This is a genomic window from Prevotella sp. KH2C16, from assembly GCF_900113305.1.
Lineage (GTDB): Bacteria > Bacteroidota > Bacteroidia > Bacteroidales > Bacteroidaceae > Prevotella.
This window is the reverse complement of sequence record NZ_FOOW01000004.1, coordinates 39,218-54,898: the sequence shown is the minus strand read 5'-3', so window position 1 is coordinate 54,898 and position 15,681 is coordinate 39,218. Positions and strand designations below refer to the sequence as shown.

The window sequence follows — 15,681 nt, the reverse complement described above, 5'->3', positions numbered from 1 at the left end:
GCGTTTTTTTACTTTAACTGGAACTTCAGTTTCAGGGGCAGGTTGTCGGAGGCGTTGCCCACGAGAGCCTCAAAGTCGCCGTCTTCCGACTTCCATGCTCCGGCCTTGTCGTCGTAGAAGCTCAGGGCTTCATTGTCGATGGTGATGCTCACCTCCTTGCTTTCTCCGGGCTGGAGATAGACTTTCTGGAAGCCTTTCAGCTCCTTGTAGGGACGCTCCAGCGAGCTCTCGTTGTCGTGGATGTAGAGCTGTACGACCTCGGCGCCAGCCACCTTGCCCGTATTCTTTACTTTCACGGTGAAAGTCATCTGGCCGTCTCGGGTCATTGCGCTCTTGTCGACATGCAGGTCAGACAATTTGAATGAGGTATAGCTGAGGCCGTGGCCGAAGGCGAAGAGTGGCGTGGTCTTGGCATGGTCTACCCATCGGTAGCCCACATACAGTCCCTCCTTATATTCCTCGTCGATGAGTTCATGGTCCCGACGCCATGTCCCAGGATAGGTATTGAGGGCATGTGCCCCCACATCCTCAAGCTTGGCAGGCCATGTGAACGGCAGTTTGCCGGAGGGGTTGGCGTCGCCGGTGAGCACGGCAGCCAGTGCCTCGCCCGCTTCCGACCCGAGGAACCAGCCCTGCACGATGGCAGGCACACGGCTCTTCCACGGCATGGCCACGGCATTTCCCGATATGTTGACATAGACCAGGTTCTTGTTGGCCCGTGCGAGTGCCTCTATGAGCCTGTCTTGGTTATAGGGCAGACCGTAGGTGAGGCGGTCGTAGCCCTCGTCGTCCTGATGCTCGCTCTTGTTGAGCCCCCCTATATAGATAATGTAGTCGGCACCTTTGGCCTTGGCCACGGCCTCCTTGATGAGTTCGTCCTCCGAGCGGTATTCGCGCAGGTCCTGACCTGTGCGCACGCCGTTGTAGTATCCCGTGGTGTCGCCTACATACCCGCGGGCGTAGTCGACTTCGATTCCCATGCCCTTCAGGCGGGCTTTCAGTCCCTCGATAGGCGTGATTTCGCGCTGTACCTTGAGGGAAGAAGAGCCTCCGCCCACCGTCATCATCTTGACGGCATTCTCGCCTACGACGAGGATGCGCTTTGCCTTCCGGAGGTTGAGGGGCAGCACATTGCGCTGGTTTTGCAGGAGCACGATGCCTTCTTCGCCCACCTTCCTGGCCGTGGCATAGTGGTCTTCAGAGCACAGGAAGCCCGTCTTCCGGTCAGGATTCATGGTGGTGCGGTAGAAGAGGCGCAGCACGCGGCGCACCTTCTCGTCGAGTTCTTTCGTGCCGTATTTGCCGCTGATGATGCCTTTCATGTAGGGGAAGGCAAGGTAATAGTTGTTATAGGCGTTCTTGGATTCCTTGTGAAGTCCGTCGGTATGCGTGCCGAACTCCATGTCGAGACCATATTTCACGGCGTCGTCGGTGGTCGTCTTTACTCCCCAGTCGGTGATGGCGACGCCGTCGAAGCCCCATTCGCCCTTGAGTTTCTTCACCACGAGTTTCTCGTTGGCACACATCGGTTGGTTGTTGTAATAGTTGTAGGCGCACATCACGGCCCACACCTTTCCCTTCTGCACCGCTGCCTTGTAGGCGGGCAGGTAGATTTCGTTCAGGGCACGGTCGTTCACGATGACATTCAGATGGTGCCGGTTGGCCTCGTCGTTGTTCAGGGCGAAGTGCTTCACGCAGGCCGCTACGCCGTTGCTCTGCAGTCCCTGGATGTAGGGCACCACCATGGTGGAGGCGAGGAAGGGGTCTTCGCCGAGATACTCGAAGTTACGGCCGCCCAACGGGGTGCGGTAGATGTTCACGCCGGGACCCAGCACCATGTCCTTGCCCCGATAGCGGGCCTCCTCGCCGAGGCTCTTGCCGTAGGCACGGGCAAGTCCGGGATTCCAGGATGCCGCCAGACAGGTGAGGGCGGGGAAGGCCACTACGGAGTCGTTGGTCTGCCCTGCGTCTCTCCACGAATCCCACAAGACATCGGGACGGATGCCGTGAGGGCCGTCGTCGGTCCACAGGTCGGGGAAGCCCAGCCGGGGCACTCCGCGTGAGGAAAACTTGCTCTGGGCGTGGAGCACGCGTATTTTCTCGTCGAGCGTCATGCGTGAGAGCGCGTCCTCAATGCGCTCGTCCATCGACTTGGAATTGTCCAGATACACGGGTAAAGACTGTGCTCTGGTGCTCGTTGCGGCTACCAGAAGCAGGCATGATATTAGCAGGTTTTTCATTATGATAATAACTTTTACGATTGCAAATATAGCATATTTTTCTGAAAGGCAATGCCGGGGGAACGGAATATTATCGCGTTCAGCCGATGTTTTCACGGCCTGTACCCTAAATCCAGGCATTGTCCGGCAAGACCGGCGGCAGTTTCCCGTGAGAGTTTCAGCCGTTGAGACTCTTTGTTTCAGTCATTGAAACACTCTGTTTCAGCCGTTGAAACATCTTGTTTCGGTCATTGAAACTCTTCCGGGAAGCCATTTCCGCCTTTTCGGCAGGCCGCTTGTCAATAGGCGAAATACTGTCCCTTGCGCAGGATGGGGATGCCGCTCTTCATCCATTCGGGTTCCGGCGCACCCTTCAGCTGGCAGTCGAAGAACTGCTGGAGGCGGATGGTGAGGTCCTTGCGGTTGCGCCTTTCCTTGAGGTTATGTGCCTCGTTGTTGTATTCGAGCATCCATACGGGCTTGCCCAGGCGGCGCAGCCCCATGAACAGCTCTATGCCCTGATACCATGGCACGGCCCCGTCGGCATCGTTGTGCATGATGAGGAGCGGAGTCTGCACCTGCGGCAGCTTGAACAGGGCGGAGTTGCTGACATAGAGCTCGGGCGCCTCCCAGAGGTTGCGGCCTATGCGGCTCTGCCCCTGCTCATACTGCCCCTGTCGGCTCGAGCCGCTTTCCCATCGGATTCCTCCGAAGGCACTCGTCATGTTGGAGACGGGTGCGCCGGCCTCGGCAGCCTTGAACATGTTGGTGCGCGTGATGAGATAGGCCACCTGATAACCGCCCCAGCTCTGCCCCTGGATGGCCATGTTGGCCTTGTCTACCCACGGGAAGCCCGTGAGATACTCGGCTCCGCTGACGATGCAGTTATAGGCACTCTCGCCCGGAGTGCCCGCCGTATAGACGATGTCGGGCACGAAGACCAGATAGCCGCGGCTGGTATAGAAGGCCAGGTTCACGGTCGACGCGCTCGGCTGCGGCTCCACATAGCGGTAGCGGTTCTCGGAGTACTTCTCGTAGAAGTAGATCATGACCGGATATCGCTTGCTCTCGTCGAAGTCCTCGGGCTTATAGAGCAGCCCTTCCATGGGTTTCCCGTCGAAGGCCGTCCAGTGAATAAGCTCCACGGAGCCCCAGTTGTAGTCCTTTTGCTGGGGGTTGATGCTGCTGATTTTCTGCTGCCGGGCAAAGTCCTTGCCGGCCAGCCAGACATCGTTAGAGTGCTGGAAGTTGCCTTTCAGATAGGCATAGGCATCCGCGTTGCGGGCCTTGACGATCTTCGAGAACATGTATTCCTCGAGCGGGAGCTTCTTCAGGTCGGCGGAGAGGCTGGTGGCGGCGATGCCGTTTCTCTTGGTCGTGCGGTCGAAGACGCTCAAGAGGAGCCGCTCGGAAGCTGTGATATAGTCGGGATCGTCCTCATCCCGGGTCTTGATATAGCGATAGACGCAGTTGCCGCTGCGGCCTTCACCCCGGGTGAGGTTTACGGCCTTGCCGCCCGAGAGGGGTATGCGCCAGAGGTCGAACCGATCGTAGACGAGCAAGTCGCGGTCGCCCTCCGTCCAGTCCACAGCCCCGTAGGCGTCTTTCAGCATCGGATGGTCGTCTTCCTCGTCGAAGAAATTCACGCCGAGGCCGTCCGTAAGGCTGCGCGTAAGGCCTGTAGACACTTCGTAAGCCATCCATTGACCGGACGGGAGGTCGTACCAGGCAACATATTTGCACGACGGCGATGCCGTTACATGGCTTATCCGTCCCGTCGTGATTTCCTTGCGCTGTCCCGTCGTGGTGTTCACGAGGCTCACCGTGAGCGGCACCTGATAGTCCCACTGGGTCTCCACCATGTGCGGGGTGCGGTCTACCGACAGGGCATAGTCAGCATTGCCACGGCCCACGAGGCGGATGTTGTCGTAGGGAGAGGTCGTCAGAGGCTGGAGCCTCCCGCCAACAACGGAGGCCGTGCAGGTCTGCTTCTTGAGCTCCTTGAGCCTTGCCTTCTCGGCCGGGGGGAGGACGGGAGCATCGTGGCGCCATATGTCGAGCGAGGGAGTCTCAAAGGCATGGAGGGTGGTATCGTCGGGAGCGACATACTGCTGGATGCCCACGAAGATTCTCTCTCCGTTGCGACTGTAGTGGGGGGTGCCGTTCTCGGTGATGCCCCAGTCGTTAGGAACTCCGGTTTGCTGCTCCGCCCCGACAAGCTTGCGACTGCCCGTTGCGCCCACCTTATATTCATATAGCGCACAATGCTTGTTGCCCGTGGCGGCCGTATCGCTGGAAGCCAGATAGAGCATCTTGGCTCCGTCGTGGCTGAACTGCGGCAGGGAATAATAAGACAAGGTGTCGCCGAGCAGGGCGGACTTGCCCGAAAGGAGGTCGAGGAGCTCCAGCTGCGACTTGTGCTTCTCGTATTTGCGGGTATAGGCGAGCAGGGTTCCCTGTCGGTTCATGCCGAACAGGTCGACATGCTTGAGGGTGTCTACCCGCCCGCTGGCAAAATGATAGACGAACAGGGGCTTCCCCGTATCCTTGCTCTTGCGTTCCTTCTTCGGAATGAGCGCCGTGTCGGCGACGCTGAAAGCCACTGCCTTGACGGCATGCTTCCCTATGCTGTGGGAAAGCACATGGCCGAACTTCCTTATGTTGCCCGTTCGGAGGTCGACCACGGCCAGCGTGTCCTTGGGCATGTCTTCGGGTTTCTTTTTCTTGATCTTGGCCTGGCGCGTCTGCTGAAACAACGGCTTGACGAGGCAGACCACACGAGAGCCGTCGTCCAAGACCTGTGCCCGGTAGCCTCGTGGCACCGTGATGACCTTCTTCGTGCGGTTGTTCCGGATGAAGAGGGTGCCGTCGCCCTCCTGTGGGTCCACCTGATAGGTGAGGATTTTGCCGTCGGCCGACAGGGCTGCTGCCGCGATGTGTTGCCAGCCGTCGTACACCGTGTGGTCGAGGGGCTTCTTCTGAGCCTGTGCGGAAAGAGCAAATGCCAAAAATGCCAATAAGGATAAGTGCTTCATGAGAGTTGGTTTTGTATTTGATTCCGCAAAGATACGAAAAAAAACGGAATCGGCAATCATCTGTCCTCATGTCTTTCCGAACCCAAGATACATGCCAGGCGGGAATATTCTTGCCGCTCTCTGTTTGCCGGGCAGCGGATTCTCCGCTGGACAAAAGATAACTGATAGCATATTATCAAGTATGATTTTATAGTCTGAATTGCCGTTTTTTGTATTAAAATGTCGGTTTTTGTACAATGGAGTTTTTTGTTTTTAACTTTTTTTCTTGCATGGTTTGAAAACTTTTGTTACCTTTGCCGCATTATAATAAACTGAATGTAGATGCTTAAATAGGCAGTTGTTGCCAACTTATTTCCTCCAGGGATCAAAGGCGAACAGATATGAGGATTCCAAAGGGAGAATGATATATGCACGAGTCTGGATAGTAGGACTTCGATTTTATGATTAGATGTCTAACTTAAATAATTATTTTAAAGGATAAATTCTATGAACAAAAAGCAAAACAGTTTGCTAAGACTGGGCTTTTCCGTGGCATTATGTGTTGCTACTTTGACCGTAAACGCTGATAACGCAATATCAGCTTCTCCCGTCAAGTCGGTGCAGCAAGCCAGCGAAAAGCAGGTTAGCGGCAAGGTCCTTGACGAGACCGGCGAGCCCGTAATTGGTGCAACAGTAACCGTAAAGGGTACTAATTTAGCAACCGTTACCGACATCGACGGTAACTTTTCTTTCAAGGTTCCAGCAGGAAGTACACTCGTTATCAGCTATGTGGGCTACTCGTCTAAAGAGGTTGCGGCCAGCGGAACAGGTTTGACAATCAGTCTCTCCCAGGACGAGGAAATACTGAATGAGGTGGTGGTAACCGCCCTCGGTATCAAGAAAGAGGCCAAGTCGCTTTCTTACAATGTACAGCAGCTGGACGGTGATGCGGTAACCAAGGTTCAGGATGCCAACTTCGTGAACTCCCTGAACGGAAAGGTGGCCGGTGTCCAGTTCTCTCAGAATGCTGCTGGCGTGGGCTCGGCCACTCGCGTCGTGATGCGTGGTATAAAATCTATAAACGGTAACAACAGCGCGCTCTATGTGATCGACGGTATTCCAATGCCAAACTTGCAGGCAGGTACGACAAACGACATGTTCTCAGGCGCAGGTGCTACCGGCGACTCTTCGTCGGACATCAATCCGTCGGATATAGAGAGCATCTCTGTATTGAGTGGTCCTTCAGCTGCCGCCCTGTATGGTTCTGATGCGTCAAATGGTGTCATCATGATTACTACCAAGAAGGGTCAGCAGGGTCGTCTGGATGTAACCTATACAGGCAGCTTCCAGTTCTCTCGTCCTTTCGTAACCCACAAGTTCCAGAATACTTATGGACCTTCCTCGGCTGGGGCATTCGACAGCTGGGGCAGTAAGATGTCTACTCCCAGTGCTTATGACCCCAACGATTTCTTCCAGACAGGTACCAACTTCACCAACAATGTGGCTATATCTACTGGTAACGCCCAGAACCAGACTTATCTCTCACTGGGTGCCACCAATGCAGAGGGCCTGATTCATAACAACGACTTCACTCGTTACAACCTGAATCTGCGCAATACATCCAAGTTTGCTAACGACAAGCTGACGCTCGACTTGAGTTACACGCTCTCTAACATCAAGGAACAGAACATGATTTCTTCTGGTCAGTATCACAACCCATTGTATACTCTTTACCTCTTTCCGGCAGGCGGCGACTGGCAGGGTATACAGTATTACAGCCGGCATAACCTTGAGCGCAATCTCGAGACCCAGTACTGGCCATGGCTTGACCAGAACGAGTTGATGGAAAACCCATACTGGATTGCCGAGAACGAGCGTTTCATCAATCACAAGGTTCGTAACATGGTGATTGCTTCCTTGAAGTGGGATGTTACAGACTGGCTCTCATTGACCGGGCGTGTGAAGTATGACAACAGTCAGAACCGTTATGAGCAGAAGTTTGCTGCAGGTACCAAGAACTTGTTTGCTTCTGATGCGGGTTTCTATGGTCTGAGGAATCAGAATTCCCGCCAGCTCTATGCCGAGTTCCTTGCCCAGATTAACAAGTATTGGAACGACGGCGAGTGGAGCCTGACCTCAGTTATCGGTACGAACTATGACCAGCGCGATATATCCCAAGAGTCAACAAGTGGAAACCTAAGCTCCGTTCCCAATAAGTTTACCCTCCAGAATATCAATCCTGCTGATCCTAAGTTCAAACTCGGCCAGGAGTACAATGAGCGCAGAAGAAAAGAGGCTCTCCTCGCAAGTGCACAGCTCGGCTATAAGAGCATGGCCTACTTGGATCTCTCTGCCCGCAACGACTGGTCTTCAGCTCTTGCTCCTAACAATGACTCTTACTTCTACTGGTCAGCCGGTCTGTCTGGTATCTGGACAGAGATTTTCCCAGCTATCAAGAGCAACAACTGGCTGAACTACCTGAAGACTCGTTTGTCTTACTCTGTAGTAGGCAACGACCCTTCACAGACTTTCTTGACAACTACTACTTATGCTATCAATGGTTCGAGCGGCCCTTCTCTTTCAACTACGATGAAGAACGCTGATCTGAAGCCTGAAAAGACCAACTCCTGGGAGGCTGGTATCGACTTCGTATTGTTCCAGAATCGTTTGAAGGTGAATACCACATTCTATAAGTCTCGTACTTACAACCAGTTCTTTAATATCTCATTGGATCCAACTACTGGCTACACCAATGTTTGGGTGAACGGTGGCAGCGTAGACAATAAAGGTGTCGAGCTTGCTGCCCGTTACAATCAGCCTCTCGGCCCAGTTCAGTGGGAGACTTACTTAACATGGACTCTCAACCGTAACAAGGTGAAGGAAGTGGATGCCTCCTATACAGACCCTCAGACTGGTATTACCTATAAAGCCAGTGAAGATGACCTGAAGCTCGGTGGTTTCAATGGTACTCAGAATAAGGTTGTTGTAGGTGGAAACCTCACGGATATCTATGTGCGCACACTTGCAACAGGTGAGCATGGAGAAATCTATGTAGACCCACAGGATCACTCTGTTCGCAAGAATGCCAATGATTATATACTTGCCGGCCATGCCACTCCTAACTACAACCTCTCTTGGGGTAACAGCTTCTCTTGGAAGGGATTCAACCTCGGTTTCCTGTTTAACTATCGTCAAGGTGGCATAGTAGTATCGCTCACAGAGTCAATGATGGATGCTTTCGGCGCCTCTAAGGCTACGGAGGCAGCTCGCGATGCAGGGGGCGTAACCATCAATGGTATCAACGGCATCACTCCTCAGGCTTATTACCAGACTATCTCAAGTACGACGGAGACCGTTGCTTCTATGTATGTTTATAGTGCAACCAATCTCCGCCTGGCTGAGCTCTCACTTGGCTATGATGTTCCTGTAACGAAGGCTGTGCCATGGATCAAGGGCCTGAATCTCTCATTCGTTGCCCACAACCTGTGGATGCTTTACTGCAAGGCTCCATTCGATCCGGAGCTTACTGCCAACACAGGTACCTATAGTCAGGGTATTGATAACTTCATGCAGCCGAGCTCCCGTACAATGGGTTTCTCTGTAAAGGTTAAATTCTAAAATTGGAAATAATTATGAAATCAATTATAAAATATACATTCCTTGGTGTCCTGATGCTCGGGTTTACTGGATGCACAAGCAATTTCGAGGAGATAAACACTAATCCTTATGAGGCTACTGATAAGGATTTGGAGGCAGACAACCTAACCGTAGGTTCGTTCTTCTCTCAGATGGAGCTCCGCATGGTTCCTTTCACTGCAGGTGGCCAGCAAGATGACTCTTATGGATCTACTGGTTCTTACCAGCACTTCCAAGGGCTCTGCTCTGACTGGTACTCTGGTTATGTCGGTCCTACCGGCACATGGGCAAACGGTAACCACAACGGTAACTACTTCTTCTCTGGTACATGGGGTAACACTATGTATAATCAGAACTACACCCAGATCATGCCGGCATGGGCTACTATCGTGAAGAATGCAAAGAAGAATAACACTCCCGAGGTCGCTGCACTTGCCACGGTTGTCAAGGTATATGCCATGCATCGCGTAACTGACCAATATGGTCCTATCCCTTATGTAAACTATGTAGCAGGTAGTACGGGCAATACTTTCGATAGCCAGGAGGCCGTTTACAAAAAATTCTTCGAGGAGCTCGACAGCGCAATCGATGTTCTTGCTCCTTTCGCGGCAGCAAATCAGAACATCCTCTCCAAGTTCGATTACATCTATCAGGGTTCTGCCAACAAGTGGGCTAAGTTTGCCAACACGCTTCGTCTGCGTCTGGCCATGCGTATCGTTTACGCTGACAAGGCTCTTGCACAGCAGGAGGCTGAGAAGTCGGCAAGCTCTGCGGTGGGTTTCCTCGAGGCTGCTGATGAACAGGCTACAGTTTCAGGCATTACCATGATGAACCCTCTCTATGAGCAGGCTTATAGTTGGAACGAGGAGCGCATGGGAGCTTCTATGGACTCTTACATGAATGGTTACAACGATCCTCGTCTGGCCGTATACTTCAAGGCTGCCGGCGATGGCAAGTTCCATGGTGTGCGCCTGGGTATCAACATGGCAGGTGGCAATACTGACTATACAGGGGACAAGATTTCCAACTTCAATCTCTCCGACAAATCAACCATCCCTTATATGAGTGCATCGGAAAGCTTCTTCCTCCGTGCAGAAGGTGCGCTCCGTGGTTGGGCCATGGGTGGCACGGCAAAGCAGTTCTATGAGGATGGCATTAAGGCGTCTTTCGCTGAGTGGGGTCTGTCTGATGCCACCTCTTATATAAATAATGCTACGGCACAGCCTATCGCTTTTGTAGACAATACAGGTAAGGGTGGCGACGCCGCACAGCCAAGTACCATCACCGTAGCTTATGATGAGGGTGCTGAATTCGAGACTAACCTCGAGCGCATCATCACGCAGAAGTGGATTGCCAACTTCCGCATCTCTCCAGAGGGCTGGTCTGAGTTCCGCCGTACGGGTTATCCCAAGTTGTTCCCAACCACTCGTAACAGTTCCGGAAACATTGATACCAATTTGCAGATTCGCCGTATGCCTTATCCAACAACTCTCTACGATAACAATCGTGCGGCAGTAGAGGCTGGCGTAGCTCTCTTGGGCGGTGCTGATAATGGTGCAACTAAGCTTTGGTGGGACAAGAATCCTAAGCATTAATTGTTGAACAATTATAAAATAGAATACATTATTATGAAAATGAAAATATTTTTCGGTGCATTCGTTCTTGCAGTAATGGGTCTCACTCTCACCAGTTGCGACAACGATGTAGAGACTATTGAGGTTCAAGATCTGTACAAATACGATGCACAGTACTTTGCAAATCTCCGCGAATTCAAGAAGTCTGATCACGAGATTTCGTATGCATACTATGCTTCTTGGGCAAACAGCCAGAACCCCACCTCTTGGGGCGAGCGTTTCCTGGGGTTGCCGGATAGCCTGGATATCGTAAACCTTTGGATAGATATCCCTACCAAAGAGAAATATCCTATCGCCTATCAAGACATGAAATATTGTCAGGACATCAAGGGAACACGTTTCGTCATGCACGCTGACGCTTCCCACTATGGTCAGCAATTCTGGTATAGAGACGAGAATTTCAATGTAGATACCACTCGAGTCATCACGCTTCATAGTGGTAACGAGGAGGAACTCCGTGCCTATGCCCGTTGGGCTGTGGATACGGTTATGAAGTGTGAACTCGACGGGGTAGACTTCGATTATGAGGGCTGGAGCGACAGCAACATGCATATAGTGGCTGACGAGTGTAACAAATACTTCGGTCCTGCGGGACAGTGGCCCGACAAGTTGTTCATCATCGACTTCTTCGGCGGTTCTCCTTCTTCATGTGATGAGTACTGCGACTACTTCGTCCGCCAGGCTTACTCTTGGCAGATAGGTTTCCAGACAGGCTCAAGCGGCCGTCCGGTAGAGCGGACCGTGCTCTGTGAGAGTACGGGTGCCGAGGCGCAGGATGGCGGCGTTAACGGTGCCATGGTTCGTGAGTATGCAGCCTTTAAGCCGGCAGGTGGCCGTAAGGGTGGGTTCGGAGCTTACTATATCGACTACAACTACAAGTCGCAGTCCGGTATTCCTTATAAAGAGTTCCGTGAGGCTATCCAGATTCAGAATCCTGCTTTAAATAAGTAACTATAAATTTATACAAGTATGAAATTCAGATTCAATATCATTTCAGCAGCTCTTCTTCTGTTGGCAGGAGGCATGTCTTTCACTTCCTGCAGCTCCGAGGGCGATGATTTTGATTACAATAAGTCAGGGCTCTTTGTATCTGGTACAGAGAATAACCCTGTAGTCAAGTTTGTAGTCGAAGATACACCTGCTAGTTATGCAGTAACCGTGCAGTCTACTAAGAAAGTGGAAAGCGATGTTACATTGACCTTGGCCATCGACCCTTCCAAGGTGGATGAGTACAATGCCGAGCATACCACCAACTACTTCTCGATTCCCGAAGGAGCTGTTGAGTTGGAGCAGACCCAGGTAACCATTTCCAAGGACGCTGCCATTTCTGCCCCCGCACTTGTGAAGGTGGTGAGCACAGAAGACTTCGTAGACGGCCGTACCTATCTGATTCCTGTTACGGTAAAGTCTGTAAGTGGTACCAACGAACCTCTGATCGAGACTTCCAAGACCATCTTCCTGCGCGTTTCCCGCGTGTTGAATTTCTTCTCCATTCAGGCTAATTCCAGCGCGTCGAGCAACTTCATCTTCGACAAGGCCATTCCGTTGACGACCCTGACCTATGAGGTGAAGATTTATCCGCAGGGCTTGAACCGCACCAACTACCCGCAGCGATTCATGGCTCTTGAGGAGGAAAACGAGAAAAAGTCGTTGCTGCTGCGCTTTAACGAGGCCAATTCTGACAACAAACTTCAGGTGATTCTTGCCGACAACAAGTTTATCTCCAAGACGGAATTCGAGAACGGCCACTGGTATCTGCTCTCATTTGTCTACGACGGCAGCACCGTTTCGCTCTATGTGAACGGCGTGCTCGACACCTCTATCGGAGCGAAGATTGACAAAATCAACTTCAAGCGCTATGAGATGGGCATGTCATGGGGCGGCTATACCACCAGCCAGTTCTTCGCTCATCGCTTCTGTGAGATCCGAATCTGGGACCGTGCCCTTTCCGCAAGCGAAATCGCGGGGGGCATATGCGGCGTAGATCCGCAGAGCGACGGCCTGAAGGCATACTGGAAATTCAACGAGGGCAGCGGCCACATCTTCAAGGATGCCACGGGTAACGGCTTTGATATGGACTGGAGCAAGACGAGCCGCGATGTCAACGAGAGCGGCAACATGACGCCCACTCCCAATGCTGCCAACGCCATCAACTGGGTGAAAGATGATATCAACAAGTGTGCACAGTAATAAAGGAGGAATTAACGATGAAAAAGAACTTTTTGAAGTATCCTGCATTGTGCGTGATTGCCATTGCCTCGCTGGCAATCTCTTCGTGCAGCGACGATGATCACTATGATATCGTGGGTAACCCGAACAACCTGGTGTATGTAAATCTCAATGCCGCCAATGCCCTCGAGGCCAAGGTGGTTCACACTCCCATCGGCGACCTCACCACCTTCAAGGCCGCTTTCCCAATACGGATTAAGCGTGCCGCACAGGGCACGAGCGCCACTCTGGAGCTTGACCCGTCGCTCGTTGAGGTATACAATGCCCGGAACAAGACGGAGTATGCGGCTCTCCCGGCAGGTTATCTCGACCTTGCGGGTGCCGCTGCCCATATCCAGGCCGACACGGTAGCCTCCTCCGACTCCATTCGGCTGGCATTTGTCGCCAATGCCGACCTTGCCAAGTTGACGGAGCCGGTCTATCTGGCTCCCCTGCGCCTGAAGGTTTCCGGCGCGGGCACGGCTTCCGAAGACCGGGGCGTGGTGTATGTGCTTGTCAAGACCTCTACAAGCCTTATCAACGACGAGGCTGCCGCCATGGCGGGCTCTGCCCTGACCGAGGCCACTTGCCTTGAGGCCGACGGGCTGAACAAGGACGCCTTTACCTTCTCCGGTTGGAAATTTACGAAGAAGCAGGCTACGGCCTCCTTCCTTCTCGACCTTGGGGAGAGCAAGAACATCGTGGGCTTCGGCATCAATTCAAGTCTGGTAACGAGTGCCACGGTAGAACTCAGTGCCGATAAGTCGAAGTGGACAGAGGCTGGCAAGACCTCCGAGCACAGCGGTCCGTCCGTTGGCTCCGGCTGGGACACTTATACGGGTTATGTCTTCTACGGGGCTGTTCCCTCCCGCTATGTTCGCATGACGATGAGTCTGGATCAGAATTCATGGGCATGGGGCTACATACAGTGGGGCTACTGCGCAATTGACAATCTGGCCATTTTCGCGGAGTAAACTCTTCTTGGAAACCGCCCTGCCTTCACGAGAGGCAGGGCGGTTTTTGTTTTGCCTCGGTCTGCCGCCATGTCGCTTTTGAGGATGATTTTTCGGGCAGATTTCCGTTTTCCGCGATTCTCCTGCCTGATTTTCTTGGATTTCTCGGGAACTTTGCTTACCTTTGCCGCAAATTTCTTAATGTCATGAAAAAAACCGTTTTATCTATTGTCTTTATGCTGGTATGTGCCCATCTGTTCGCGCAGTATCAGCCGTCGGCCGATAACCTGCAGGCTCGCAGGGAGTTTCAGGATAACAAGTTTGGTATTTTCCTCCATTGGGGCATCTACTCCATGCTCGGCGACGGCGAGTGGGTGCAGGAGAACAAGAAGCTCAACTATGAGGAGTATACCCACCTCGCTGCCGGCTTCTATCCCTCTAAGTTCGATGCCGAGGAGTGGGTGAAGGCCTTCAAGGAGGCCGGTGCCCGATACATCACCATCACCTCGCGCCACCACGACGGGTTCTCCATGTTCAAAACGGCCGCGTCCGGCTATAACATCGTGGATGCCACGCCGTTCCGCCGCGATGTGCTGAAAGAGCTCGCCGCCGCCTGTGAGAAATACGGCATCCGCCTGCAGTTCTATTATTCCCACCTCGACTGGCACCGGCTGGACTATCCCTTGGGTGGATCAGGATCCAAACTGGGTCGTCCTACCGACAAACAGGACTACGACAGCTACTTCCGGTTCATGAACGAGCAGCTCACCGAACTGCTTACCAACTACGGAAAGGTGGGCGCCATATGGTTCGACGGATGGTGGGACCACAAGATGCACAAGGACTTCGACTGGCGTCTCGACGAGCAATATGCCTTGATTCACCGGCTGCAGCCCGGCTGTCTGATAGGCAACAACCATCACCAGGCACCCAAGCCCGGCGAGGATATCCAGATGTTCGAGCAAGACCTGCCCGGACAGAACACGGCGGGCTTCTCGGGCGGGAGCGTCATCGGGCAGCTTCCGCTGGAAACCTGCATGACGATGAACCGCACCTGGGGCTACAGCATCACCGACAAGCAGTATAAGAGTGCGGAGACGCTCATCCGGAAGCTGGTGAGCTCAGCCGGGCACAATGCCAACTATCTGCTCAACATAGGACCGCGCCCCGACGGCATGCTTCCCGCCGAAGCCCTGGCAAGGCTGAAGGCCATCGGGACATGGCTGAAGGCCAATGGGGAGACCATCTACGGCACGCGCGGCGGCCTGGTGGCTCCCCGCGACTGGGGCGTAACCACCCAGAAGGGCAGCACGCTCTATGTGCACATCCTCAATTATCAGGACAAGTCGCTCTTCCTGCCCATCACCACGAAGAGAGTTGCCAAGGCACGCATGTTCTCGGGCAAGGCTCCCGTGCGGGTGCAGCATGTGGCGGGGGGCGTGCTCCTCGGTCTCCCCTCGGCGCCCAAGGGCGTAGACACCATCGTGGAACTCACCCTGAAGTAATTCAGGTTTTGCATTTGCAGAAGCATCCGGGGACTTGTCGCAGGCTTTGTTGCGGCAATTCCCCTTTTCTTTTGCCGTCTTCTGAAGGAGTTTCTGCCGTTGAAACTTCGTGTTTCAGTCATTGAAACAATCTGTTTCAGCTATTGAAACACCGTGTTTCTGCCGTTGAAACACTCCTCGGATGCCGTCCGGCGGATTCTTTTTTGTCGTCAGCAGAGGCTTTTCTTTCGGTTTCCCTTCCGGCCGGGCCTTACCTCTCTTACGGCTCTTTGCTGTTTTTCTTGCGGGGAATGCGCATAGGCATCCCCTCCATATACTGATTCTGGTTATCGTAGTGAGTACCGGAACCGGGATTGAAGTGCGCTAAAAGCCCCTGAAATCGTCATTTTTTGCAAGAATTAAACTATTTTTATGCATCTTTTCTCTAAAATTTCATTAAAGTTTCAGTTAATTTACTAAATTTGCAGCAATAATGTAAGAGCGTTGCGCATGTATGGCCAAGAGTGCCTGCG

At 53.0% G+C, this 15,681-nt stretch carries 8 protein-coding genes; 6 read left to right on the top strand and 2 right to left on the bottom strand.

Going from position 1 to position 15,681, the window contains the following annotated elements:
* Positions 1 to 8: 8 nt before the first annotated feature.
* Both BM114_RS04140 and BM114_RS04135 read right to left on the bottom strand, forming a co-directional pair.
* The gene (locus BM114_RS04140) at positions 9 to 2,240 is read right to left on the bottom strand and encodes a glycoside hydrolase family 3 C-terminal domain-containing protein (protein ID WP_092110706.1); all 2,232 of its coding nucleotides are present in this window, start codon (positions 2,238 to 2,240) and stop codon (positions 9 to 11) included.
* Between the two features lie 278 nt (positions 2,241 to 2,518).
* Positions 2,519 to 5,254 carry a S9 family peptidase gene (locus BM114_RS04135; protein ID WP_177207041.1) on the bottom strand — a complete coding sequence of 912 codons (2,736 nt, stop codon included), beginning with the start codon at positions 5,252 to 5,254 and terminating at the stop codon, positions 2,519 to 2,521.
* A 486-nt stretch (positions 5,255 to 5,740) separates the two neighbouring features.
* Here BM114_RS04135 and BM114_RS04130 point away from each other — a divergent pair, with 486 nt between their 5' ends.
* From BM114_RS04130 to BM114_RS04105, 6 genes are all read left to right on the top strand, one after another.
* Positions 5,741 to 8,851: a SusC/RagA family TonB-linked outer membrane protein gene (locus BM114_RS04130; protein ID WP_092110701.1), complete on the top strand. Its 3,111-nt coding sequence runs from the start codon at positions 5,741 to 5,743 to the stop codon at positions 8,849 to 8,851.
* Between the two features lie 14 nt (positions 8,852 to 8,865).
* Positions 8,866 to 10,464 (top strand): RagB/SusD family nutrient uptake outer membrane protein, encoded by a 1,599-nt coding sequence (locus BM114_RS04125; protein ID WP_092110699.1) that lies wholly within the window; start codon positions 8,866 to 8,868, stop codon positions 10,462 to 10,464.
* 33 nt (positions 10,465 to 10,497) lie between these two features.
* Positions 10,498 to 11,454 carry a glycoside hydrolase family 18 gene (locus tag BM114_RS04120; protein ID WP_255406419.1) on the top strand — a complete coding sequence of 319 codons (957 nt, stop codon included), beginning with the start codon at positions 10,498 to 10,500 and terminating at the stop codon, positions 11,452 to 11,454.
* Between the two features lie 18 nt (positions 11,455 to 11,472).
* Positions 11,473 to 12,693, top strand: a complete 1,221-nt coding sequence (locus tag BM114_RS04115; RefSeq protein WP_092110697.1) for a DUF1735 and LamG domain-containing protein — start codon at positions 11,473 to 11,475, stop codon at positions 12,691 to 12,693.
* 17 nt (positions 12,694 to 12,710) lie between these two features.
* Complete coding sequence (locus BM114_RS04110) at positions 12,711 to 13,685, top strand: BT_3987 domain-containing protein (protein ID WP_092110695.1); 975 nt, start codon at positions 12,711 to 12,713, stop codon at positions 13,683 to 13,685.
* Positions 13,686 to 13,870: 185 nt separating this feature from the next.
* A complete protein-coding gene (locus BM114_RS04105; RefSeq protein ID WP_092110694.1) occupies positions 13,871 to 15,169 on the top strand; it encodes an alpha-L-fucosidase in 1,299 nt (432 codons plus the stop codon).
* The last annotated feature ends 512 nt before the right edge of the window (positions 15,170 to 15,681 follow it).

Coding starts and splice junctions, on each gene's coding strand:
- BM114_RS04140 (WP_092110706.1), bottom strand. CDS start 2,240: ATGAAAAACCTGCTAATATCATGCCTGCTTCTGGTAGCCGCAACGAGC.
- BM114_RS04125 (WP_092110699.1), top strand. CDS start 8,866: ATGAAATCAATTATAAAATATACATTCCTTGGTGTCCTGATGCTCGGG.
- BM114_RS04120 (WP_255406419.1), top strand. CDS start 10,498: ATGAAAATGAAAATATTTTTCGGTGCATTCGTTCTTGCAGTAATGGGT.
- BM114_RS04135 (WP_177207041.1), bottom strand. CDS start 5,254: ATGAAGCACTTATCCTTATTGGCATTTTTGGCATTTGCTCTTTCCGCA.
- BM114_RS04105 (WP_092110694.1), top strand. CDS start 13,871: ATGAAAAAAACCGTTTTATCTATTGTCTTTATGCTGGTATGTGCCCAT.
- BM114_RS04130 (WP_092110701.1), top strand. CDS start 5,741: ATGAACAAAAAGCAAAACAGTTTGCTAAGACTGGGCTTTTCCGTGGCA.
- BM114_RS04110 (WP_092110695.1), top strand. CDS start 12,711: ATGAAAAAGAACTTTTTGAAGTATCCTGCATTGTGCGTGATTGCCATT.
- BM114_RS04115 (WP_092110697.1), top strand. CDS start 11,473: ATGAAATTCAGATTCAATATCATTTCAGCAGCTCTTCTTCTGTTGGCA.